This window comes from Winogradskya humida (assembly GCF_016862215.1).
Taxonomy (GTDB): domain Bacteria; phylum Actinomycetota; class Actinomycetes; order Mycobacteriales; family Micromonosporaceae; genus Actinoplanes; species Actinoplanes humidus.
On the sequence record NZ_BOMN01000026.1, the window covers coordinates 1 to 21,487 of the forward strand.

19 protein-coding genes are annotated in these 21,487 nt (G+C 69.1%); 8 read left to right on the plus strand and 11 right to left on the minus strand.

The features are described from left to right. On the plus strand, positions 1-615 hold a 615-nt coding region (locus Ahu01nite_RS10650), incomplete at its 5' end, for a M23 family metallopeptidase (RefSeq protein WP_239158765.1). Between the two features lie 13 nt (positions 616-628). Here the strand turns inward: Ahu01nite_RS10650 and pcrA are convergent. Next, positions 629-3,049 carry a DNA helicase PcrA gene (gene pcrA / locus Ahu01nite_RS10655; protein WP_239158766.1) on the minus strand — a complete coding sequence of 807 codons (2,421 nt, stop codon included), beginning with the start codon at positions 3,047-3,049 and terminating at the stop codon, positions 629-631. A gap of 192 nt (positions 3,050-3,241) precedes the next feature. Here pcrA and Ahu01nite_RS10660 point away from each other — a divergent pair, with 192 nt between their 5' ends. Together Ahu01nite_RS10660 and Ahu01nite_RS10665 are read left to right on the plus strand one after the other, a co-directional pair. Next, complete coding sequence (locus Ahu01nite_RS10660; RefSeq protein ID WP_203836310.1) at positions 3,242-5,095, plus strand: bifunctional metallophosphatase/5'-nucleotidase; 1,854 nt, start codon at positions 3,242-3,244, stop codon at positions 5,093-5,095. A gap of 249 nt (positions 5,096-5,344) precedes the next feature. Next, positions 5,345-5,680 (plus strand): chorismate mutase, encoded by a 336-nt coding sequence (locus Ahu01nite_RS10665; protein ID WP_203836311.1) that lies wholly within the window; start codon positions 5,345-5,347, stop codon positions 5,678-5,680. 750 nt (positions 5,681-6,430) lie between these two features. On the opposite strand, the gene Ahu01nite_RS10670 is transcribed toward Ahu01nite_RS10665, so the two are convergent. The 7 genes from Ahu01nite_RS10670 to Ahu01nite_RS10700 form a co-directional block, all read right to left on the minus strand. Beyond that, a complete protein-coding gene (locus tag Ahu01nite_RS10670) occupies positions 6,431-7,447 on the minus strand; it encodes an ABC transporter ATP-binding protein (protein WP_203836312.1) in 1,017 nt (338 codons plus the stop codon). Further along, positions 7,444-8,475 carry an ABC transporter ATP-binding protein gene (locus Ahu01nite_RS10675; RefSeq protein WP_203836313.1) on the minus strand — a complete coding sequence of 344 codons (1,032 nt, stop codon included), beginning with the start codon at positions 8,473-8,475 and terminating at the stop codon, positions 7,444-7,446. The genes Ahu01nite_RS10670 and Ahu01nite_RS10675 overlap by 4 nt, the downstream gene beginning before the upstream one ends. A gap of 7 nt (positions 8,476-8,482) precedes the next feature. Continuing rightward, a complete protein-coding gene (locus tag Ahu01nite_RS10680) occupies positions 8,483-9,418 on the minus strand; it encodes an ABC transporter permease (RefSeq protein ID WP_203836314.1) in 936 nt (311 codons plus the stop codon). After that, the gene (locus tag Ahu01nite_RS10685) at positions 9,411-10,337 is read right to left on the minus strand and encodes an ABC transporter permease (RefSeq protein WP_203836315.1); all 927 of its coding nucleotides are present in this window, start codon (positions 10,335-10,337) and stop codon (positions 9,411-9,413) included. Before Ahu01nite_RS10685 ends, Ahu01nite_RS10680 begins: the two co-directional genes overlap by 8 nt. A gap of 136 nt (positions 10,338-10,473) precedes the next feature. Further along, the gene (locus Ahu01nite_RS10690; protein WP_239158767.1) at positions 10,474-12,108 is read right to left on the minus strand and encodes a peptide ABC transporter substrate-binding protein; all 1,635 of its coding nucleotides are present in this window, start codon (positions 12,106-12,108) and stop codon (positions 10,474-10,476) included. Between the two features lie 271 nt (positions 12,109-12,379). Continuing rightward, the gene (locus Ahu01nite_RS10695; RefSeq protein WP_203836316.1) at positions 12,380-13,039 is read right to left on the minus strand and encodes a response regulator; all 660 of its coding nucleotides are present in this window, start codon (positions 13,037-13,039) and stop codon (positions 12,380-12,382) included. After that, complete coding sequence (locus Ahu01nite_RS10700) at positions 13,036-14,286, minus strand: ATP-binding protein (RefSeq protein ID WP_203836326.1); 1,251 nt, start codon at positions 14,284-14,286, stop codon at positions 13,036-13,038. The genes Ahu01nite_RS10695 and Ahu01nite_RS10700 overlap by 4 nt, the downstream gene beginning before the upstream one ends. Positions 14,287-14,460: 174 nt before the next feature. Here Ahu01nite_RS10700 and Ahu01nite_RS10705 point away from each other — a divergent pair, with 174 nt between their 5' ends. The 3 genes from Ahu01nite_RS10705 to Ahu01nite_RS10715 are packed head-to-tail and all read left to right on the plus strand — an operon-like array spanning position 14,461 to position 17,476. After that, on the plus strand, positions 14,461-15,861 hold the full coding sequence (locus tag Ahu01nite_RS10705; protein WP_203836317.1) for a PspC domain-containing protein: 1,401 nt from the start codon (positions 14,461-14,463) through the stop codon (positions 15,859-15,861). After that, positions 15,858-16,214: a hypothetical protein gene (locus tag Ahu01nite_RS10710; RefSeq protein ID WP_203836318.1), complete on the plus strand. Its 357-nt coding sequence runs from the start codon at positions 15,858-15,860 to the stop codon at positions 16,212-16,214. The genes Ahu01nite_RS10705 and Ahu01nite_RS10710 overlap by 4 nt, the downstream gene beginning before the upstream one ends. Positions 16,215-16,231: 17 nt before the next feature. Further along, complete coding sequence (locus Ahu01nite_RS10715) at positions 16,232-17,476, plus strand: phosphatidylserine decarboxylase (RefSeq protein WP_203836319.1); 1,245 nt, start codon at positions 16,232-16,234, stop codon at positions 17,474-17,476. Between the two features lie 48 nt (positions 17,477-17,524). Here Ahu01nite_RS10715 and Ahu01nite_RS10720 read toward each other — a convergent pair whose 3' ends face one another. From Ahu01nite_RS10720 to Ahu01nite_RS10730, 3 genes are all read right to left on the minus strand, one after another. Further along, complete coding sequence (locus Ahu01nite_RS10720) at positions 17,525-18,460, minus strand: CDP-alcohol phosphatidyltransferase family protein (protein ID WP_203836327.1); 936 nt, start codon at positions 18,458-18,460, stop codon at positions 17,525-17,527. Between the two features lie 359 nt (positions 18,461-18,819). Next, positions 18,820-19,716 (minus strand): NUDIX domain-containing protein, encoded by an 897-nt coding sequence (locus tag Ahu01nite_RS10725; RefSeq protein ID WP_203836320.1) that lies wholly within the window; start codon positions 19,714-19,716, stop codon positions 18,820-18,822. A gap of 22 nt (positions 19,717-19,738) precedes the next feature. Then, positions 19,739-20,686 carry an NUDIX hydrolase gene (locus Ahu01nite_RS10730; RefSeq protein ID WP_203836321.1) on the minus strand — a complete coding sequence of 316 codons (948 nt, stop codon included), beginning with the start codon at positions 20,684-20,686 and terminating at the stop codon, positions 19,739-19,741. Positions 20,687-20,959: 273 nt separating this feature from the next. On the opposite strand from Ahu01nite_RS10730, the gene Ahu01nite_RS10735 reads away from it, so the two are divergent. After that, the gene (locus tag Ahu01nite_RS10735; protein WP_203836322.1) at positions 20,960-21,232 is read left to right on the plus strand and encodes a PspC domain-containing protein; all 273 of its coding nucleotides are present in this window, start codon (positions 20,960-20,962) and stop codon (positions 21,230-21,232) included. Then, the coding region (locus tag Ahu01nite_RS10740; RefSeq protein WP_203836323.1) for a hypothetical protein at positions 21,229-21,487 on the plus strand (259 nt) is incomplete at its 3' end. The genes Ahu01nite_RS10735 and Ahu01nite_RS10740, both read left to right, overlap by 4 nt.

Consider the following 21,487-nt stretch of genomic DNA (forward strand, 5'->3'; position numbering starts at 1 on the left):
AATCCAGCAGCCCTCAATCCAGCAGCCCTCAACCCAGCAGCCCTCAACCCAGCAGCCCTCAGCTCGGTCGGCGGGGCGAGTGCCGCGGGGAACAGCGTCGATGCCGGGCCCAAGAGTGGTGTGGCCGGGGTTTCGCCGATTGGGGGGCTGGACCTCGGGGAGCCGTTCGTCGTGCAGAAGCGCAAGGTCAAGCCGCTGCCGTTGTGGATCAACCCGATGCCGGAGGGTTCCGTGACGTCGTGCTTCGGCGAGCGTTGGGGGCGGCTGCACGCCGGGGTCGACCTGGCCGCGCCCAGTGGCACGCCGATCCGGGCCGCGGGTGCGGGTGTGGTCGTCTCAGCCGGCCCGGCCGATGGGTACGGGAACGCCGTACTGATCGATCACGGTAACGGGTATCTCACGCATTACGGGCACATGTCGGTCATCACCGTGGTCGCGGGGCAGCCGGTCAAGGTCGGGGACCAGATCGGGAACGAGGGGTCGACCGGGCACTCGACCGGGCCGCACCTGCATTTCGAGGTCCACAAGGGAACCTACAAGAACCCGATCGAGCCCACCCAGTGGATGCACGAGCACGGCGTCGACATCAACGGCTGCGTGGCGTTTGCCGGCTGACGTACCCGAGGAATCAGATCTTCTCGATCGGTGCGTGTCGCAGGATCAGCCACATCACCTGGTCGCCGAAGTCGATCTGGGCCCGGGCGCCGGGGCCCTGGCCCTCGACCGTCACCACCCGGCCGAGGCCGTAGCGCTGGTGGTTGACGCGGTCGCCGGCTGACACCTTCGGGGGCTGGTTCATCATCTCGCTGGCTGTGGTCAGCTTGCTCGCGTCGACGCCGAGGCGCTCCGCGAGACGCTGGGCCTTCGGGGTGCCGCCTGCGAAGCCGCCGCCCCGGCTGTAGTCGCCACCGCCACGGCCGCCGACGCCGCCGCCCGTGCCGGACCAGGACGTGTAGTTCCCGGCCGTACGCTCCCAGCGGATCAGTTCTGCCGGAAGCTCATCGGTGAAGCGGGACGGCGGGTTGTACTGCGGCTGCCCCCACGCCGAACGGGTGACCGCGCGGGACAGGTAGAGGCGCTGCCGGGCCCGGGTGATGCCGACGTAGGCGAGCCGGCGCTCCTCTTCGAGCTCGCCGTTGTCGCCGAGCGCGCGCATGTGGGGAAAGACACCGTCCTCCAGACCGGTGAGGAAGACCACCGGGAATTCGAGGCCCTTCGCCGTGTGCAGCGTCATGAGGGTGACCACACCCTGGTGGTCGGGGTCGTCCGACGGGATCTGATCGGCGTCCGCGACCAGGGCGACCTGTTCGAGGAAGCCGGCCAGCGTCGCCGCCGGGGCCTCGTCGTTCTCGTCGGCCTGGGACTCGACGCGCTCGGTGTATTCGCGGGCGACGCTCACGAGCTCCTGGAGGTTCTCCACGCGGCCCTGGTCCTGCGGGTCGAGGCTCTCCTCCAGCTCGGACAGCAGGCCGGAGCGCTGGAGCACCGCTTCGAGCACCTCTTCGGGCGGTGCGGTCGCGGCGAGCGTACGCAAATCATCGAGAAGTTGAATGAAGTCAGTGATGCTGTTGACCGCGCGGGTCGAGATGCCGGGGGCGTCCTTGGGGCGACGCAATGCCTGGCCGAACGAGATGCGGTCGCGGGTGGACAGCGCCTCGATGCAGGCCTCGGCACGGTCACCGATGCCGCGCTTGGGGGTGTTGAGGACGCGGCGGATGCTCACCGTGTCGTCGTCGTTGACCACCGAGCGCAGGTATCCCAGGGCGTCGCGCACCTCTTTGCGCTCGTAGAAGCGGACGCCGCCGACGACCTTGTAGGGCAGGCCGACGCGGATGAACACTTCCTCGAAGACCCGGGACTGGGCGTTGGTGCGGTAGAAGACCGCGACGTCGCCGGGGCGCACCTCGTGGTTGTCGGCGAGGCGGTCGATCTCGCGGGCGACCCAGTCGGCCTCGGCGTGCTCGGTGTCGGCCACGTAGCCGACGATCTGCTCGCCCTCGCCCTGGTCGCTCCAGAGGCGCTTGGGCTTGCGGGAGGTGTTGCGGTCGATGACGGCGTTGGCCGCCGACAGGATCGTCTGGGTGGAGCGGTAGTTCTGCTCGAGCAGGATCGTGCGCGCGTCGGTGTAGTCGCGCTCGAACTCGAGGATGTTGCGGATCGTCGCACCCCGGAACGCGTAGATCGACTGGTCGGCGTCACCCACGACACAGAGCTCAGCGGGGGGTACGTCACCCGTGGACGCGGTGCCGACCAGCTCGCGGATCAGGGTGTACTGCGCGTGGTTGGTGTCCTGGTATTCGTCGACCAGCACGTGCCGGAAGCGACGCCGGTAGGCCTCGGCGACGTGCGGGTGCGACTGGAACAGGTGCACGGTCGACATGATGATGTCGTCGAAGTCCAGCGCGTGCGCCTCCAGCAGGCGGCGCTGATAGAGCTCGTACGCCTCCGCGATCGCCCGCTCGTTGGGGCCCTTCGCCTTCTCCTTGAAGTCGGCCGGGTCGACGAGCTCGTTCTTCAGATTCGACACCTGCGCGGCGAGGCCCCGGGCCGTGTAGCGCTTGGGGTCGAGGTCCAGCTCGCGGGCCACCATCGTCATGAGGCGCCGGGAGTCGTCGGCGTCGTAGATGGAGAACGTGCTCTTGAGCCCGGCGTGCGTGTGCTCGGCGCGCAGGATCCGGACGCACGCGGAGTGGAACGTCGAGACCCACATCAACCGGGCGCGGGGGCCGACGAGCTCGGCGACGCGCTCCTTCATCTCACCGGCGGCCTTGTTGGTGAAGGTGATCGCGATGATCTCCCCCGGGTGCACGTCCCGCTGGGCCAGGAGATAGGCGATGCGGTGGGTGAGCACCCGGGTCTTGCCCGAGCCCGCTCCCGCCACGATGAGCAGCGGCGAGCCGGCATGGGTCACGGCGTCGCGCTGAGGGCCGTTCAGACCGTTAAGCAGGGCCTCGGGGTCGGGACGGCGGGCGGCTGGACGCCGGGACTCCTGCTGCTGAACGGCAGGGATGGCGAACAGGGGCTGGGTATTTTCAGGAAGGGCTCGCATCGCGCGGGCAAGTCTATGCCCGGGGTACGACAAACCCAGCGCGGACGCGGACCCGGGTGAAAACATTTGAATACGTCACTGATGGGGTCCTGGTAACCAACCTGTCACCCCGTAGAGGTAGCGCTGACCAGGATCGATGAACGAGGCTGTCGACGTTGGTTGATCCGTAACCCGATCGGGAGACCCAATACTATGGACCACCCCCGCCGCAGAGGCTGGGCCGTGCTGCGCCATCTCGCCGCACCCGCCCTCGCCGTGGCCGTCGTCGCCACCCTGCCGATGACCCGTGCCGGGCAGGCGCAGGCAGCCCCCGAGTTCACCCCGGGCCTGGCGCCCGTGAGCGTGAACTACGGCCTGCCGTCCGGGCAGACCGTCAAGGGACAGTTCCTCAGCTACAACGACTTCCACGGCGCCATCGACCCGCCGTCCGGCTCGTCGGCCGCCGTCAACGGCGTGCCCGCGGGCGGCGTCGAATATCTGGCGACCTACCTCAAGAAGCTGCGCGCCGAGGCCAAGGGCGAGGGCCGGCAGACCCTCACCGTCGGCGCCGGTGACCTGATCGGCGCCACGCCCCTGGTCAGCGCCGCATTCCACGATGAGCCGACGATCGAGCTGATGAACGAGGTCGGCCTGCAGATCTCCTCGGTCGGCAACCACGAGTTCGACGAGGGCGTCGCCGAGCTGATCCGCCTGCAGCGCGGCGGATGTCACCCGACCGACGGATGCCAGGACGGCGACGGGTTCGGCGGCGCGAAGTTCACCTACCTCGCCGCGAACACGATCAACAAGAAGACCGGCCTGCCGATCCTGCCGCCGATCGACATCAGGTTCGTGAACGGCGTACCCGTCGGATTTGTCGGTCTGACCCTGGAAGGCACCGCCGGCATCGTCAACCCGGCCGGTATCAAGGACGTGCGCTTCGCCAACGAGGTCGAGACGGCCAACAAGTGGAGCAACATCCTGAAGCTGTTCGGCGTGAAGGCGCAGGTGCTGCTCGTGCACCAGGGCGGCCAGCAGAACGTCTCCGACACCGTGCCCGTGCCCGGCGTCTCCGACTGCAACAACTTCAGCGGCCCGATCATCGACATCGTCAAGGGCCTCAACCCCGAGTTCGGCGTCGTGGTCTCCGGGCACACGCACCGGTTCTACTCGTGCACGCTGCCCAACTCGAAGGGCACCTCGGTGGTCACCAGCGCCGGCACCGTCGGCCAGCTGATCACCGACATCGACTACAGCATCGACCGGCGCACCGGTAAGTTCGCCCAGATCACGGCGAAGAACGTGGTGGTGGAGAACGGCGTCCCCGACGGCAACGGCGGCTGGCTCAAGGACGCCTCCGGCGTCTTCCTGAAAAACCCCGCCACGGTCGACGCCAAGGCCAAAAAGGTCGCCGACAAATACCGTACGGCCGTCGCGCCGATCGCCAACAAGGTCGTCGGCTCGATCACGGGCGACATCGTGCGCACCACGGCCGCCAACGGGGAATCCCCGCTCGGTGACGTGATCGCCGACGCGCAACTCGCCTACACCTCGGCGGGCGGAGCGCAGATCGCGTTCATGAACCCGGGCGGCATCCGCGCCGACTTCGACGCCGAGTTCTCCGCGGGCGGCGAGCCCACCGGCCAGGTCACCTATGGCGAGGCGTTCACGGTCCAGCCGTTCAACAACCTGGTGGTCACCCAGTCGTTCACCGGCGCGCAGATCAAGGATGTCCTGGAACAGCAGTTCGTCGGCTTCGGCGGCCAGACCACCCAGCGCATCCTCCAGGTCTCCGGTGGTCTGACCTACTCCTGGAACAGTACGGCCGCAGCCGGCTCGAAGGTGTCAGCGATCGCGCTCAACGGCACCCCGATCGACCCGGCAGCCACCTACCAGGTCACCACGAACGACTTCCTGGCCAACGGCGGCGACGGCTTCACCAACCTGGCCCTGGGCACCGGCCGCACCACAGCCCCGGGCTTCGACATCGACGCCCTCGTCGCCTACCTCGGCGCGGGCACCCCGGTCACCCCCGGCCCCGCCAACCGGATCACCAAGCTCGGCTGAGGCCGGCATCGGGCTCGGCTGAGGCCGGCATCCCACGGTTCGGGCGGTTTCCTTGCGAGGCTGCCCGGGCCGGGGGCATACTCGCTTCGTGATTCAGCGCGCGCGATTTTATGACTACGGCACCGGATGTCCGGCGACCGTGGATCGCGCCTGAACGACAGGCCTCCATCAAGCCCCGGGCTTCCCAGCCCGGGGCTTCATGCTGCCCGGGCCGGGGCACCCGGGAACCCAGCACCCGAGGAGCACGACATGAGCGCAGACCTGATCAAGGGCGACCCGGACGCGGACGGCACGCTGGACAGCAGCGGCCTCGACGAGCGCACCGGCGCCGGCGGCATGCTGGCCGCCGAGGAGATCCAGGCGATCCGCGAACGCATCGACGAGATCGACCAGACCATCATCGACCTCTGGCTGGAACGCTCCCGCCTCTCCCAGGACGTCGGCCGCACCCGCATGGCCTCAGGCGGCACCCGCCTCGTCCTCTCCCGCGAACGAGTCATCGTCGACCGCTTCCGCGAAGCCCTCGGCCCCGACGGCACCCAGGTCGCCCTCCTCCTCCTCCGCGCCGGCCGCGGCCCCCTCTGACCCACCCCGCAACAACTGCCGGCACACCCCAGCACGGCGCAGACCGCCACGAGCGCCCCAGCCCGAAATATGTGGCCCAACCCAGCTGCGGTGCGGGCGCGAGGCGGAACGGCACGGCTGCGCGAAACGGCACGGCTGCGCGAAACGGCACGGCTGCGCGGAACCGCACGGGTGGGGGTCGGCGCGGGTTCGGCCCAGCGCTGCGGGGCCCGGCGCAAGCGGGAGAGCAGTGGCCCGGCTGCGGGTCGGCCCAGCAGTGGACCAGAGCTCAGCTGCGGGTCGGTACGAGGCGGTCCAGCACGGCTCAGGCCAGCGCGAGGCAGGCCAGCACGGGTTACGGATCCGGTGCAGGTGTGCACAGGCCCGAGTGCGGTACAACCCGAGTGCGGCACAGCTCAGGGTGTGGGTCGGCGCGGGGGTGGTCGCCAGGCGATGGGTTGATTTTTGGGGTGAGGTCGGCCATTTACGCACATGGCAGGGGGTGCGGGGCCGTTTTGGCGCCGCCAGGCGCCTGGTCGCGTGGCCCCGGTCTCTCGCGGGAGGAGCGGTCCGGACCACGACGGACCCGAGCAGGCATGAATTTGATCGTGCCCGCCCCAAAAAGCCCGGGAGGAGCGGTCCGGACCACGACGGACCCGAGTAAGCATGAACTTGGTCGTGCCTGCGCCAAAAGCGCGGCATGAATTTGATCGTGGCCGCCCAAAAAAGGAGGGCCCACCACGATCGGCAGGCCCTCCCTTTGGCGCTGAACTACAGCGCGTGCACGACGTCTCGCGGTTCGGCGAAGTGGCAGGCGCTGGGGTGGTCGGAGCGTTCGCGGATGGAGAGGACCGGGTCCTGCTGGGCGCAGATGTCCTGGGCTTTCCAGCAGCGGGTGCGGAAGCGGCAGCCCGAGGGTGGGTTGGCCGGGGATGGGACGTCGCCCTCCAGGACGATCTGGTCTCGGTGGCCGCGCAGGCGCGGGTCCGGGACCGGGACGGCTGAGAGGAGGGCCTGGGTGTACGGGTGGGTCGGGTTCTCGTAGATCTGCTCGTCGCCGCCGGTCTCGACGACGCGGCCGAGGTACATGACCGCGACGCGGTCGGCGATGTGGCGCACCACCGAGAGGTCGTGGGCGATGAAGATGTACGAGAGGCCGAACTCGCGCTGGAGCGCCTCCAGGAGGTTGATGACCTGGGCCTGGATCGACACGTCGAGCGCGGAGACCGGCTCGTCGCAGACGATGATCTCGGGCTTGAGGGCGAGCGCGCGGGCGATGCCGATGCGCTGGCGCTGGCCGCCGGAGAACTGGTGCGGGTAGCGGTTGACGTGTTCGGGGTTGAGGCCGACCGTGTCGAGGAGGTCCTGGACCGCCTTGGTGCGGCCCTTGCGGGGGGTGACCTCGGGGTGGATCTCGAAGGGCTCGCCGATGATGTCGCCGACCGTCATGCGCGGGTTGAGCGAGGTGTACGGGTCCTGCAGCACCATCTGGATGTTGCGCCGGGCCCGGCGCATCGCGCCGCCCTTGAGCCTGGTCATGTCCTGGCCGCGGACGGTGATCGAGCCCGCGGTGGGGGTCTCGAGCCCGACGAGCAGCTTGGCCAGGGTCGACTTGCCACAGCCGGACTCGCCCACGACGCCCAGGGTCTCGCCCCGGCGCAGCTGGATGTCGACGCCGTCGACGGCGCGGACGGCGCCGACCTTTGTCTTGAACAGGATGCCCTGCGAGATCGGGAAGTGCTTCACGAGACCCTTGGTCTCGAGCACTACATCGTTGCGGTCGCTCATTCCCCGACCACGTCCCTCCAGAAGTGGCACCGGGATGTACGGCCCGGTGCGACGATGTACGACGGCGGCGCCGGGTCCTGGCGGCACACGTCCTGGGCGTAGGCGCAGCGCGGGTTGAACGCGCAGCCCTGCGGGATGGCCGTCAGCGCCGGCGGCAGGCCCTTGATGACGTTGAGCTGCTGGCCCTTCATGTCGAGCCGCGGGATCGACTCGAGCAGGGCCTTCGCGTACGGGTGGGCCGGGCGCGCGTAGATGTCGTAGACGCCCGCCTCCTCGACCACTTTGCCGGCGTACATGACCGAGATGCGGTCCGCGACGTCGGCGACGACTCCCATGTCGTGGGTGATGAGGATGAGGCCCATGTTGCGCTGCTGCTGCAACTCGGCGAGCAGGCCCATGATCTGCGCCTGCACGGTCACGTCGAGCGCCGTGGTGGGCTCGTCGGCGATCAGCACCTCGGGGTCCAGCGCCAGCGCCATCGCGATCATCACGCGCTGGCGCATACCGCCGGAGAACTGGTGCGGGTAGTCGCCGATCCGGGCCCGGGCGGCCGGGATCTTGACCTGGTCGAGCAGTTCGATCGAGCGCTTCTTGGCGTCGCCGCGGGACATGCCGCGGTGCACCCGGAAGAGCTCGGCGAGCTGGTAGCCGACCGTGAAAACTGGGTTGAGAGCGGAGAGCGCGTCCTGGAAGATCATGGCGATCTGGTTGGCGCGCACCTTGCGGCGCTCTTTCTCCGGCAGTTTCAGCAGGTCGACGCCGCGGTACTTCACCTCGCCCTTGGTGATGAACCCGGGAGGGGAATCGAGAATGCCCATGATCGCCTGCGCGGTCACGGACTTGCCACAGCCGGACTCGCCGAGGATCGCCAGGGTCTCGCCGGGCGACAGCGTGAAGTTGGCGCCGTTGACGGCACGAGAGATGCCGTACTGGGTGCGGAACTCGACGTGCAGGTCGTTGACCTCGAGGAGCGGGGCGCGGGGGTCGAGTCCGGGGAGGACGTCGATCTTCGCCTTGATATCGGTCATAACGGGGTCACCGCAGCTTCGGGTCGAAGGCGTCGCGTACCGCGTCGCCGAGCATGATGAAGGCCAGCACCGTCGCGGCGAGGAACACCGAGGGCCAGATCAGCGGGGCCGGAGCCACACGGACGTACGACCCGGCGTCGGAGATCGCGATGCCCCACGAGATGGCATCACCCTTGAGGCCGATACCCAGGAAGGACAGCGTCGCCTCACTGGCGATGTTGGCGCCCAGCAGGATCGTCAGCACCACGATGAACGAGGCGATCGAGTTGGGCAGGATGTGGCGCAGCATCAACCGGCCGGGGCCGGCACCGAGCATCCGGGCTGCCGCGACGTAGTCCTGGTTCTTGGCCGAGATCACCGAGGACCGCATGATGCGGGCCGCCGTGGTCCAGCCGAGAATGCCGAGCGTGATCGTCACCGCGACCACACCGTTGCTGTTCGAGTCCGACGAGAAACGCTTGGCGAGCACGATCGCGGCGAGCAGGAACGGGATGCCGAGAATGATGTCGATGAAGCGGGACAGCACCGCGTCGATCCAGCCGCCGAAGTAGCCGGTGGCGAGGCCGAAGAGCAGCCCGATGATGCCGGACAGCAGCGTCGCGAGCACGCCGACCTCGATCGACGCGCGGGCGCCGTAGATCGTGCGGGCGTAGACGTCGCAGCCCTGGAAGTCGTAGCCGAACAGGGCCGATCCGCTCGCGCCGCCGTGCTGGCGGGCCAGGATGCAGTCGCGCGGGTCCGCCGAGGTGAACAGCTTCGGGAAGACCGCCATCGCCAGGATGAGGACCACGAGGGTCGCGGCGAACCAGAAGATCTTGTTGCGGCGCAGGTCGACCCAGGCGTCGCCGGCGAGGCTGCGCGGCTTGTCGCGCTTGTCCGCGTGCTTCGGCTCCATCATCGGGGCGCCGGAGGGACCGGCCGCAGCCGTGATTGATTCACTCATAACGAATCCTCGGGTCGAGGGCGGCGTACAGCAGGTCGACCAGAAGGTTCACGACCAGGAAGACGATGACCAGGATGCTGACGAAACCGACCACCAGCGGGCCGTCCTCGGTACGGATACCGCGGAACAGGTTGAACCCTACGCCGGGGACATTGAAGATTCGTTCCGTCACGATCGCACCCGACATCAGGCCACCGATGTCGACGCCGATGAGGGTGACCACGGGGATGAGCGAGTTGCGGAGCACGTGCACGCCGATCACCCGCTTGCGGGACAGACCTTTCGCACGAGCTGTGCGAACGTAGTCCGAGCGGAGGTTCTCGGCGACCGACGACCGGGTGACGCGCAGCTCGGTCGCGATCACGAGGCTGCCCAGCACCAGTGCCGGAAGCAGGAGGGCCCAGAACGTCGGAGTGGCGCCGGCGGTGGGCGGGAACCACCCGAGCTTGATGCCGAAGATCAGCTGCGCCAGCGGGGCGAGCACGACGATCGGCAGCGACAGGATGATCAGGGTGATGACCAGCGTGACGTTGTCGAAGATGCTGCCGCGGCGGATGCCGGCGATGACGCCTGAGGTGACGGCGACGGCGGCGGCGATGACGATGGCGATCAGCCCGAGCTTGATCGTCACCGGCCAGGCGACCTCCATCATGTCGGAGATCTTGCGACCGGTCAGCGACGTACCGAAGTCACCGGTGAGCATGCCCTTCATGTAGTACCAGTACTGCAGAAGGAACGGGTCGTCGAGGTGATAACGCTCGGTGAGTGCCTGCCGGACGCTTTCAGTGATGGGTCGTTCGCCCGCCAACGCCTGGATGGGGTCGTCCTGGTTGGCGAACATCAGCGCGTATACGAAGAAGGTGGCCCCGAAGAACGTCAGGACCATCTGCAGTAAGCGCCGCACGATATAGCGGAACATACGGTTTAGCCTCTTCCGCGGAAGATGCGCCGCCGGGCGTCGTGGGCGCGGCGGCTGAAGTAGGGGGAATACACAGCGGTGGCGCCACGGTGTCACAAGATCCGTGGCGCCACCACCGCACGAGCGGTTTAAATTACTACTTGACTTCGATGTTGTAGAGGTCAACGCGGGTCTGAGTGTCGACCTTCACGTTGGAGACCTTCTCCGAGAAGCCGTAGACGTTCTGGCCGAACCGCAGCGGGATGACCGGCATGTCCGTGGCGAGGATGTCCTCGGCGGCCTGCCACTTGGTGATGGCTTCCTCCGGGGTCGCAGCCTTGGAACCCTCGGCGACGAGGTCGTCGAACTTCTTGTTGCTGTAGCCGTAGTAGTTCGAGGAACCACCGGTGCCGTACAGCGGGCCGAGGTAGTTCTCCATCAGCGGGTAGTCCATGACCCAGCCGAGGCGGATGAGGCCGACCGGGCTCTTCTTCTCGACCTTGGTGAGCAGGTCGGCGAACTTGGGCTCGCCGACGCCGGTGCACTCGATCGCGAGGGACTGCTTGATCTGGTTGCACATCGCGTCGACCCAGGCCTTGTGGCCACCGTCAGCGTTGTACGTGATCTGGATCTTCTTCGGGGCGGTGGGGGCAGCGGCCCACAGCGCCTTCGCCTCGGCGGCGTTGTAGGTGCAGTTCTCGCCACAGACGTTGTCGCGGTAACCGGCAACGGCCGGGGACACGAAGCCGGTGGCCGGCGACTGCGAACCGAGGAAGATCTGGTCGGTCATCTCCTGGCGGTTGATCGCCATGGAGAGCGCCCGGCGGACGTTGACGTCCTGGAACTCCTTCTGGAACGTCGGGAAGCCGACGAACTGGAAGGACGAGCTCGGGCTCTTCTGGAAGCGGTCACCCAGGTCACCGGGGGCGGCGGCGAGGCTCTCGATCGGGATCGAGCTCTGCACGTCGAGGTTACCGGCGGTCAGGTCGGCGTACTCCGCCTTCTGGTCCTGGTAGATCTTGAAGTTGATGCCGTCGATCTTCGGGACGGTGCCCTTGAAGCCGTCGACCTTCTCGACCTCGATCTGCGAGTCGTGCTGCCACGTGCCCTTCATCTTGAAGGGGCCGTTGCCGACGATCGCGTCCTCGAAGCCGTCCGCGATCACGCCGGGGGCGGAGAAGGCGGCGTTGGGCAGCGGGTAGAACGCGCTGTAGCCCATGACCGATTCCCAGCCGGTGAACGGCGCGGTGAGGGAGACGGTGAAGGTGGTGTCGTCAACCTTCTTGAGACCGGTGAGCGACTTCGCCTTGGGCTCGGGAGCCTTCTGCGGGCCGTCCTCGCCGTCGGGGTCGACCGACTGCAGGTCGGCGTAGCCCTCGATGCGCTCGAAGAAGTAGGAAGCGCCCTGGCCGTTGGGGCCGTACGCGCCGTAGTTCCAGGCCTGGATGTAGCTGTCCGACGTCACGGCTTCGCCGTTGCTGAAGGTGAAGCCCGGCTTCAGCTTGACGGTCCAGACCTTGTTGTCGTCCGAGCTGATCGACTCGGCGGCAACGAGCTCCGGCTTGTTCTGGTCGTCGAAGTCGACGAGCGGGTAGAACAGCGCGGCGAGAACCTGTGCGCCACTGGTCTCCGTCGTGTTGCTCGGGATCAGGTGCTGAGGCTCGCTGATACCGATGATGACGGAGTTGGAGCTGGCGTCGGTGTCATCCGACCCGCCTCCAGAACAACCAGAGGCCAACAGGGCGATGGCGGTCGCGCCGACCGCCATCTTCCATGGGCGATTCCCAAACATGGGAGTGTCTCCTTCAGAGGGCGCTCACGAGGGGTTGTGTGAGTAGGAGCAACCCTTACACAGAGCCCCTAGCCCCCGACGCTGCCGTTATCAACCCGATATTAGCCCGATACGGGTCAGCCGCTTACCGGAGATCATACTTTCGGTCAGTCGCACCCCGCTGACCAGCGGTTTTGCGAAAGCCGTAACAAGCTCACAACATAAGATCAACATGGTGTCCAGTTTGGGTGACGGCGCGGCGAAAAAGGCCTTGCCGTACGGTTAATGGCTTTCAGACGAGACGTCGATCGGCCGCCCAACGCGACAGCTCGTAACGGTTACTCATTTGGAGTTTCCGGAGGACGTTCGACACGTGTGTCTCGACCGTCTTGATCGAGATGAAGAGCTCCTTGGCGATCTCCTTGTACGCGTACCCGCGGGCCAGCAACCGCAGCACCTCCCGCTCCCGGTTGGTGAGCTGATCGAGCTCGGGATCGGCGACCGGCACATCGGGCCGCGAGGCGAACGCGTCGAGCACGAAGCCGGCCAGCCGCGGGCTGAACACCGCGTCCCCGTCGGCCACCCGGCGGATCGCCGCGGCCAGCTCGTCCGGGGAGATGGTCTTGGTGACGTAGCCCCGCGCACCGGCCCGGATCAGGCCGATCACGTCCTCGGCGGCGTCGGAGACCGAGAGCGCCAGAAACTTCACCTGCGGATGGGTACGCCGCATGGCCTCGAGCACGGCCCGGCCCCCGCCGTCCGGCATGTGCACGTCGAGCAGCACGACGTCGGGGGTGGTCTCGGCGATCCGGGCCACCGCCTCGGCGACCGACCCGGCCTCCCCCACCACGTCCACGTGGACCCCCAGCTCGGCGCGGACCCCCGCCCGGAACATGGCGTGGTCGTCGACGAGGAAGACGGTGAGGCGGCGGTCCTGAACGGGCTCGGTCATCGTGCGTTCTCCTTTGTTGCGGCGACGCCCTCGCGTGCGGCGGGCAGCGTCAGTCGTACCTCCGTGCCGTCACCGGGCGCGCTGCGGATCACGGCCTTGCCGCCGTGCCGCCGCATCCGCCCGATGATCGAGCCGCGGACACCATGCCGCGTATCTTCCACCTTGTCCGGGTCGAAACCAGCGCCGCGGTCGCGAATGAAAACGCTCAGCTCGCTCTCCTCGACCTCGGCGTAGAGCGACACGGTCTGCACCCCGGCGTGCCGGGCGGCGTTCACCAGGGCCTCACGCGCGGCAGCGACCAGCGCCGCCACCCTTTCGTCACACTGCGTGTCGCCGACCACGACGGTCTCGACCGAGATCGCGTACGTGTCCTCGACCTCCGCCGAGGCCTGTTCCAGTGCGGCGGCGAACCGCTCGGTCGGCGAGGCGGAAGGTTTGTAGAGCCAGTTGCGCAGCGAGCGCTCCTGGCCGCGGGCGAGGCGCTGAACCTCTTTGATGTCGGTGGAGTTGCGCTGGATCAGCGCGAGCGTGTGCAGCACCTGATCGTGGATCATGGCCGCGACCTCGGCTCTTTCCTGCTCCCGGATGCGGCCCTCACGCTCGCTGCGCAGCTGACTGAACGTACGCCAGAGCAGCGGCGCGACCACGACACCGACCCCGAGCAACCCCAGCAACGCGAAGATCACGCCGTTGAAGATCGCGGTCAAGTTGCCGGCCGGCGAGTAGACGGCGATGACGCCGATGACGCCGACCGCGACCAGGACGCCGCCGCCGATGAACCGGAACAGGAACGACCGGCGGTCACTTTCCGCAACCACGGCGGCCAGCCACGGGGTCTGCGAGGCCTGATCCGCCCAGTGCCCGCGCCGTGCCGGGTCGGACTGGTGCCAGATCACCCCGGCACCGACCGCGATCAGCGCGATCAGCCAGCCGGCCGTGCCCGCCACACCGTTGCCGCCGAAGAGCAGCCCCTGCGCCAGCACGACGCCGAGCCCGATCGCCCCGAACGGCAGCAGCAGGACCAGGTCACGGCGGGCCTGCGTCGCCCCGCTCGGCGCCTGCTGCGGCAGCACGGCCCAGAAGACCGCATAGAGCAGCAGCCCGAGGCCGCTGAAACCGAGCATGACGACCAGGGCGATCCGTACGCCGGTGACGGGCACGCGAAGATGCGCCGCGATCCCGGAGGCGACGCCGGCGATCACGCGATGGTCGCGCGGCCGGTTCAGGCGGCGCGACGGCGGGGACATGGCGGCGGCGGTGATCGGAACTCCTCGGGTCGGCGGGTCTGCTTCGATCGTCACACGTCTGCCAAGCCCGGGCTACGGGGTAAGACCCCCATGCCGCAGGGTGCGGGATCTCAGGGTGGGGTCAGGGTCCATGCCTGAGGCATTTGGGGTACGCCTACCGTCAGGATCGATCCCATGACCGAAGAAGCTGTTCCGCCGCCTCCGCCACCGCCGGTGACGGACGGCCCCGTGTGGTCCCGTGAGAACCTGATCCGCCCCCGGCAGGGTCGTTATGTCGCCGGCGTGAGCGGGGCGATCGCCCGGGCCACCAACACCGACCCCGTGCTCTGGCGCGTCGTGCTCGCCGTCCTCGGCGTGTTCGGCGGCGTCGGCGTGCTGATCTACCTGCTCGGCTGGCTGCTGATCCCCGCCGAGGGCGACACCGGCTCGCCGATCGAGTCGCTGCTCGGCCGGGGCCGCTCCGGGATGCAGCCGATCTCGGTGGTGCTGCTCGGCGCGGGCACGGTGATCGTCTTCGCGTTCGTGGTCAACGACGGGTTCCGGGCCGCCCTGCTGGCCGCCGCCGTCCTGGTCTGCGCCGCCCTGGTCCTCAAGCGCAACAACAAGGCAGCTCCCCCTGCCGGGTTTCCCACTGCGGGGCCCACTGCCGGGGCCGCTGCGGGGCCCACTACCGGAACTGGCCTCGCTCCCGACCCCGTCCCCGGGCCTGACGCCACCGCGGAGCCGGCACCGCCCGCGGCGCCGGTTGAGGAGCCTACGGTCGCGTTCGCGGCCGCGAGCGGTCCGGCGACCGCCACTGCACCGCCCGGCGAACCGGTGAACCCGCCGAGCCCGCCGAGCCCGCCCCGATTCGCTCCGCCGACGAGTGAATCCCGGCCGCCGTTCGCACCGCACGGCCCGTGGGCTCAGAGCACGAGCCAGCCGCCGTACGCGCCGCCCCTGCCGCCGCGGCCGCCGAAACCCCCGAAGCCGCCTCGCGAGCGGTCCAAGCTCGGCCGCATCACGTTCTTCGGGATCGTGGTCGTGATGGGCGTGATGGCGGCGCTGGACGTGGCCGGCATGAGCGTGCCGATCTCCGCCTACTTCGCCGCGGCTCTGGTCACGATCGCCCTGGGGCTCATCGTCGGCGCCTGGTTCGGCCGGGCCCGCGGGCTCATCGCCCTCGCGGTGCTGGCGGCGCTCGGCCTGGGCATCTCCTCCGGGGTCGAGAGCTACGGCGGGCAGGTCGCCAACAACACCTACCGCCCTCAGACGCTCGCCGCGGTGGCCGACCGGTACGACTTCACGATCGGCAACGCGACCATCGACCTGCGCTCGCTCGACTTCGCCGGTCAGGACCAGACGGTGACCATCGAGATGCGGCTGGGACAGGTCCAGGTCCTGCTGCCGCCGACCGTGGACACCTCGGTCACCGCCGACGTCCAGGACGGCCGGGTCAACCTGTTCGGTCAGGATCACGACGCCAAGGAGCTCGGCGCCCAGGAGATAACCGAGCTCGGCACCGACGGCAAGGGCGGCGGCACCCTGCGCCTCGCCATTCAGATGAACGCGGGCAACGTGGAGGTCAAACGATGAGGCCGCATCGCACCGACGGGGTCTCCCTGACCTTCGGCCTGGCATTCCTCCTGATCGCCCTGTGGTGGGCGGTGGGGCAGGTCGTCTCCGTGAACCTGCCCGCCCCGGGCTGGCTGGTCGCCGGCGCTCTGATCTTCTTCGGCGTCGTGGGGCTGATGGGCGCGATCCGATCCGGGCGCCGCGCCGAGACGGCCGCCGCCATCGCCGCACCGGCCGACATCCCCCTGGAGACGCCGGGCGACCTGCCGCCGGAGGTCCACGCCGACATCGTCCGGGAGCTCCTGGAGGACCCTTCGGAGCGGTCTGATCTGCAGACCGCCTATCCAGTGCCGCCGCAGGATCGGCGGGAGTGAGCGAATATGCTCCTTCCATGACGCCGTTTCCCACCGTGTCCACCGCTCCCGTGACCGGCGTCGGCCCTCGTGCCGCTCGCACCCTCACCGCCGAGTTCGCCCGTCACAACGCGGCGACGACGGCACTGGTGATCGGCGCCGATCACTCCTCCGCCGTGGTCGAGGCGGCCGTCGAGGCGCTGCTGCCCGGCGACACGCTGACCCTCGTCGCCGGCGAGCGCAGCACCGCCGACCTGCTCCGCGATCACATCACCGGCCTCGGCAGCTGGATCGCCGACCGGGTCCGGATCGTCGAGACCCTGACCGAGGCGGAGCCGGCGGACGTGCTCATCCTGGGTGAGCCGCTCACCGGCACCGCCGAGGAGACCCGCGCGACGCTCGACAGCCTCAGCAAGTTCCAGAAGGAGGGCGCCGTCGTCTCCGTGGCGACCCCCGCCGTCCCCGGGCAGACCGGCGGGGCCGCGGCCGAGCTCTTCCGCCAGAGCGCGCTCTTCGGCGTCGGCTCGGACCTCGTGGCCCGCAACCAGCCCCCGCTGCGGGTGCACAAGCTGCGGTTCACCCAGGCCGACACCGCCAAGGCCGCGACCCTCGCCCCGGCCTACCGGCCCTCCAGCGTGCCGGTCACCCGCACGATGCACATCGACTCCAACGGTGTGGCGGCTGCCGGGATCGCGCTCGGGCTCGCCGCGGTGGCCCGCTCGGCCCGCCCCAAGTCGAAGCTCTGGCTGATCCCCGCGCTGGCCGCGGCCCCGGTCGCCGCGTTCTTCCGCGACCCGGACCGCGAGGTCCCCACCGACTCCGACGCCGTGGTCGCCGCCAGCGACGGCAAGGTGCTGTCGGTCGAGCGGCTGAGCGACCCGCGGCTCGGTGACGGCGAGTTCCTGCGCATCGCCGTTTTCCTGTCGGTCCTCGACGTGCACGTCAACCGCACGCCGGTCGCCGGCCGCGTGACCGACTACTTCATCATCGACGGCGGCTACGCCAACGCCATGACGGCGGCCGCGGAGCACAACGTCGCCGCCTACACGCTGCTGGACACCGATCACGGCTCGGTGGCGGTCGTGCAGCGCACCGGCCTGATCGCCCGCCGCATCGTGCAGCGCGCACCGGTCGGCACGCTGCTGGCCCGCGGCGAGCGCTTCGGCCTGATCCGCTTCGGCTCGCGCACCGACGTCTACCTGCCCGCCGACAAGGCCGAGGCCGTTGTCGCGGTCGGCGACAAGGTGATCGGCGCGAGCTCGGTCATCGCCCGCTGGAAGTGAAAAAACGCCCGCCCGGAGTTATCCGGGCGGGCGTTCTCTTTTGGCTTGCTAGACGCGCTTGGCCTTCAGCCACATCACCGGGCCGCTGAAAAGGTACGCGGCGACCACCAGGACGAACGTCAGGCGGGCGTCGACGAGGCAACCCACGATCGGGAGCAGCCAGAGCCACATCGGCAGCTTCACGAGTCGCGCGAGCTTCGCGTAGGGGAAGCTGGACACCATGGCGAACGCCAGCACGGCAACCCCGCCGAGGACCGCGATGCCCGGCAGCGGCAGCCCGATGAGCACCGTCAGCGCGAGGACGGCCGCGGCCATCGTCGTGGGGACGCCGGAGAAGAACTTGCCGTCCTTGGGCGACACGTTGAACCGCGCGAGGCGGATCGCGGCGCACCCGGCGACGAGCATGCAGGCGACCGCCGCGGCCGCGGTCGGCACCCGGTCGGCCAGCGAGGCGTAGACGACCACGGGAGCGGCCAGGCCGAAGGAGCACATGTCGGCCAGCGAGTCCATCTGGGCGCCGAACGGGCTCGAGACACCGAGCTTGCGGGCCAGGGCGCCGTCGAGGCCGTCGAAGCCGACACAGCCGACCAGGAAGGCCGCGGCGAGGCGGGGATCGCCGTGCATCGCCAGGAAGATGGCGGTGAGGCCCAGCGCCAGGCTCGCCAGCGTGCACGCGTTCACCAGGGCGAAGCTGATCCGGCGGCGCATGGTGTGCTCACCGGGAAGCAGTGCGGCCGAGTCGTCCTCGACGGTCAGCGGCCCATGCTCCGCAGTAAGTGGCTGGGCCATCGCGACCGGGCCGTGGCTGCCGGAGGTGGCGAGCTTGCGGCCCCGGCCGGCGAGCGGCGCGAGAGGAACCAGATCCGTGCCGGTGTAGATCACTTCGGCCCGGGTGGCGGTGGCCGCGCGTCCGGTGGCCTCACCCGGGCGGCGCCCCACGCGCACCAACAGGGCCTGCCGGGCGAGACTTCCGCCCCGGCGCAGCCGGCCTGCCCAACGACGTCCGGCGGGACGGGGACTATCCGTCGTACGACGCCGGCGCCAAGGGGTTCTCGGCACGTGCTCCTCCATCTTGGGGTCTAGATACCCGCCGGCTGTGGCCGTCGCGGGGTGCTGCTGTCACCCGGTAACTCGGGTAACCAGTGCCCGTTCTCAGCGGCCGTATGTCTACGGACCGTGATTAAGGCGGGTTACACGATCGCACAGCCGCGCGCTCTTGGCGAGAGACGAATCGACCGTCGTGTGCAACGTGATGCTGTGGAGTTTTCATCCTCCGTGCCGGACCGGGAGGCGCGGTCACTGCCAGGCCCTGTGATGAGTCTAACCGAGGCCCCGCAAGCGGATCACTGATGAGCGCTTTCCCGCTCGAGGCGCCGCAGCACATCCGCCGCGACCTCCGTCAATGCCAGCTCACGCGCGGTGACCTGGTCGAACCACCCCACCGCGCTCGTGGAACCGCCCTCCTCCTCCAGCACCACGGCGACTGTCGGCTCGTCGACGTGCACCCGGTACAACACCCGGACGACGTGCCAATCCACCGGCACCCCCTCGGGGCCCACCGCCGCGGGATCGTGGCGGTGCGACGTACCCAGCAGGGTGGTCACCCGTCCGTGCTGGCCGGCCTCTTCGAGCAGCTCACGGGTCAGGGCGACCTCCGGGACCTCACCGTGATCGGTGCCGCCGCCGGGCAGGTGCCAGCGCCCGGCCCCGGGATAGCCCGGGGCGATCTGGGTGAGCAGCACCCGGCCGTCAGGATCGGTGACCATTCCGTACGCCCCGAAGCGCTGATTCGACCGCACCGGCGCCTCGTCGGGATCATCCGGCACGTCCGAGGGCGTGACCGGCAGCCCGAGAACACCCGCAGTGAACGGCATGAGGGCAACGTCACTTGGAGTCACCCATGCGACGCGATCGGTCGTTCCGGCCACTTCGTCCCGTAGCTGCCCGCCCATGTACTCGACGTCATAGATAATTCGATCGGTGTGTTCCCACATGTCGGTATGAGGCAGTCGGAAGACGTCAGCGGTCGCCGAGTGCAGACCCGTTATGCGTACGCGCAGACCGGTCTCCTCCTCGAACTCCCGCACGACCGTGTCATCGGGGTTCTCCCCCTGCTCGACGCCGCCGCCGGGCAGGGTCCAGAGCCCCGGGAACGCGGACAGCTCCGAGTTGCGGGCGAGCAGCACCCGCCCGGACTCGTCCCGGCACAGCCCGTACGCCCCGATCCGCCTGACCTTCACGCTCCAAAAGTAGCGTGTGATCTCAGATCAACTTGGCGCCCCGGAGAGCCTCGGCCGTCACCTCGGTGAGCAGATCGTCGGTCAGCGCGGCAACCTCGGCGAGCGGCATCCAGCACGCCTCGGAGGTCGAGCCGCCGACATCCTTGACGATCACCTCGGTGGGCGCGTCGACGATCACGCGGTAGAACGCCCGGACGCCGTGCCAGTCGATCGGGTAGCCCTCCGGCCCGAGCGAGGCCGCGTCGCGATGGCTGGCCACCCCGAGCAGCTCGATCAGCCGGCCCTCCTGCCCGGTCTCCTCGATCAGCTCCCGCATGAGCGCGATGCCGGGCTGCTCGCCGTAGTCGGTGCCGCCACCGGGCAGATGCCAGCGCCCCGCGCCCGGGTAGCCCGGGGCGATCCGGGTGAGCAGCAGTCGCTCGTGCGGGTCGGTGGCGATGGCGTACGCCGCGAAGCGCTGCGAGCGGTGCAGCCCGTCCGGACCCGGGTAGGCGTAGAACGACGGGAAGTCGGGTGCCTCCTCGGGCCGCAGGTCGGCCGACGCGGCGCTGAGCCCGAGCGCGGCCGCAGTGAAGGGACGTAGCCGCAGTTTCTCGGCCTCCTCCATGGTGTGCCAGCGCGCGAGGTCGGTCGGCTGCCCGACGCGGTCGAAGATGTTGCCGCCACGGATCGACACCTCGTAGATCAGCCGATCGGTGTGGATCGTGACGCCACGGTGCGGCAGCGATCGCATGTCGGCCAGAACGTCACGGAGCCCGGAAACAGCGACGGACAGGCCGGTCTCGGCCGCCGTCTCCCGGACAACCGTGTGGTTCGGGTCCTCGCCATGATCGACGGCGCCACCCGGCAGGGACCACACGCCGGGTGTGCCCGACCGGGTCGAGGCGCGGACCAGTAGGACGCGGCCGTGGGGGTCGGTCGCGACTGCGTATGCCGCGATCTTGCGCAGCGGCTCCAGTGCGGGGGTCACGGGCGGCATCTTGCCCGGTTTATGTTAACTACAGTAAACGTCTGTCGGATTCCTGACAGGGCGATAGCCGAGAGTAATCGCAGCTCAGGGCGATTCTCCGCACCAAGCGCAGTCAGCATGTAACACACAGCAACCCATACACATCACCCCAAGATCACCGAATCGGCCGATCGCATCGAAGCTCGCGAATCGGGCACCCCGAGACCCGAAATCAGGGTCGGCATCCGGGCACTCACCGAGGTCCCGGCACGGCGGAGCGCCCACTCTTGAGTCATGACCACACCGACCGTCACCCCGTACAAGCAACTCCGCCGCCCGCTCGACGACCGCATCGTCGCCGGCGTCTGCAGCGGCATCGGCCGCTACCTGGGCGTCGACCCGGTTCTGATCCGCGTCGGCTTCGCCATCCTCGCGGTCCTCACCTGGGGGGTCGCCCTCATCGCCTACCCGCTGATCTGGTTCCTGATCCCCGAGGAGACCCCGCCCCCGCCGGCACCGCTGCTCTCCCCCGACGACCCCTCCTGGGGCCTGCCGCCCACGCTATGACGGCACAGCGGGCCGTCCGCCACTCTCTGACCCCGGCGCACGGCACAGCGGGGCCGACCCGCGACGCTCTGACCCTGGGCGCACGGCACGGCGGAGCCGTCCGCCCACGCTCCGACTCCAGCGCACGGAACAGCGGGGTCGTCCGCCCACGCTCCGACTCCAGCGAGGCCGCGGCGCACCGCACAGCGGGCCGCGGCGCACCGCACAGCGGGCCGCGGCGCACCGCACAGCGGGCCGCGGCGCACCGCACAGCGG

What these genes read in the sequence shown, in the direction of transcription:
- pcrA (WP_239158766.1), bottom strand. Translation starts at nt 3,049, where the DNA reads ATGCGAGCCCTTCCTGAAAATACCCAGCCCCTGTTCGCCATCCCTGCC.
- Ahu01nite_RS10705 (WP_203836317.1), top strand. Translation starts at nt 14,461, where the DNA reads ATGACCGAAGAAGCTGTTCCGCCGCCTCCGCCACCGCCGGTGACGGAC.
- Ahu01nite_RS10665 (WP_203836311.1), top strand. Translation starts at nt 5,345, where the DNA reads ATGAGCGCAGACCTGATCAAGGGCGACCCGGACGCGGACGGCACGCTG.
- Ahu01nite_RS10670 (WP_203836312.1), bottom strand. Translation starts at nt 7,447, where the DNA reads ATGAGCGACCGCAACGATGTAGTGCTCGAGACCAAGGGTCTCGTGAAG.
- Ahu01nite_RS10680 (WP_203836314.1), bottom strand. Translation starts at nt 9,418, where the DNA reads ATGAGTGAATCAATCACGGCTGCGGCCGGTCCCTCCGGCGCCCCGATG.
- Ahu01nite_RS10675 (WP_203836313.1), bottom strand. Translation starts at nt 8,475, where the DNA reads ATGACCGATATCAAGGCGAAGATCGACGTCCTCCCCGGACTCGACCCC.
- Ahu01nite_RS10700 (WP_203836326.1), bottom strand. Translation starts at nt 14,286, where the DNA reads ATGTCCCCGCCGTCGCGCCGCCTGAACCGGCCGCGCGACCATCGCGTG.
- Ahu01nite_RS10690 (WP_239158767.1), bottom strand. Translation starts at nt 12,108, where the DNA reads ATGTTTGGGAATCGCCCATGGAAGATGGCGGTCGGCGCGACCGCCATC.
- Ahu01nite_RS10685 (WP_203836315.1), bottom strand. Translation starts at nt 10,337, where the DNA reads ATGTTCCGCTATATCGTGCGGCGCTTACTGCAGATGGTCCTGACGTTC.
- Ahu01nite_RS10710 (WP_203836318.1), top strand. Translation starts at nt 15,858, where the DNA reads ATGAGGCCGCATCGCACCGACGGGGTCTCCCTGACCTTCGGCCTGGCA.
- Ahu01nite_RS10695 (WP_203836316.1), bottom strand. Translation starts at nt 13,039, where the DNA reads ATGACCGAGCCCGTTCAGGACCGCCGCCTCACCGTCTTCCTCGTCGAC.
- Ahu01nite_RS10660 (WP_203836310.1), top strand. Translation starts at nt 3,242, where the DNA reads ATGGACCACCCCCGCCGCAGAGGCTGGGCCGTGCTGCGCCATCTCGCC.
- Ahu01nite_RS10735 (WP_203836322.1), top strand. Translation starts at nt 20,960, where the DNA reads ATGACCACACCGACCGTCACCCCGTACAAGCAACTCCGCCGCCCGCTC.
- Ahu01nite_RS10715 (WP_203836319.1), top strand. Translation starts at nt 16,232, where the DNA reads ATGACGCCGTTTCCCACCGTGTCCACCGCTCCCGTGACCGGCGTCGGC.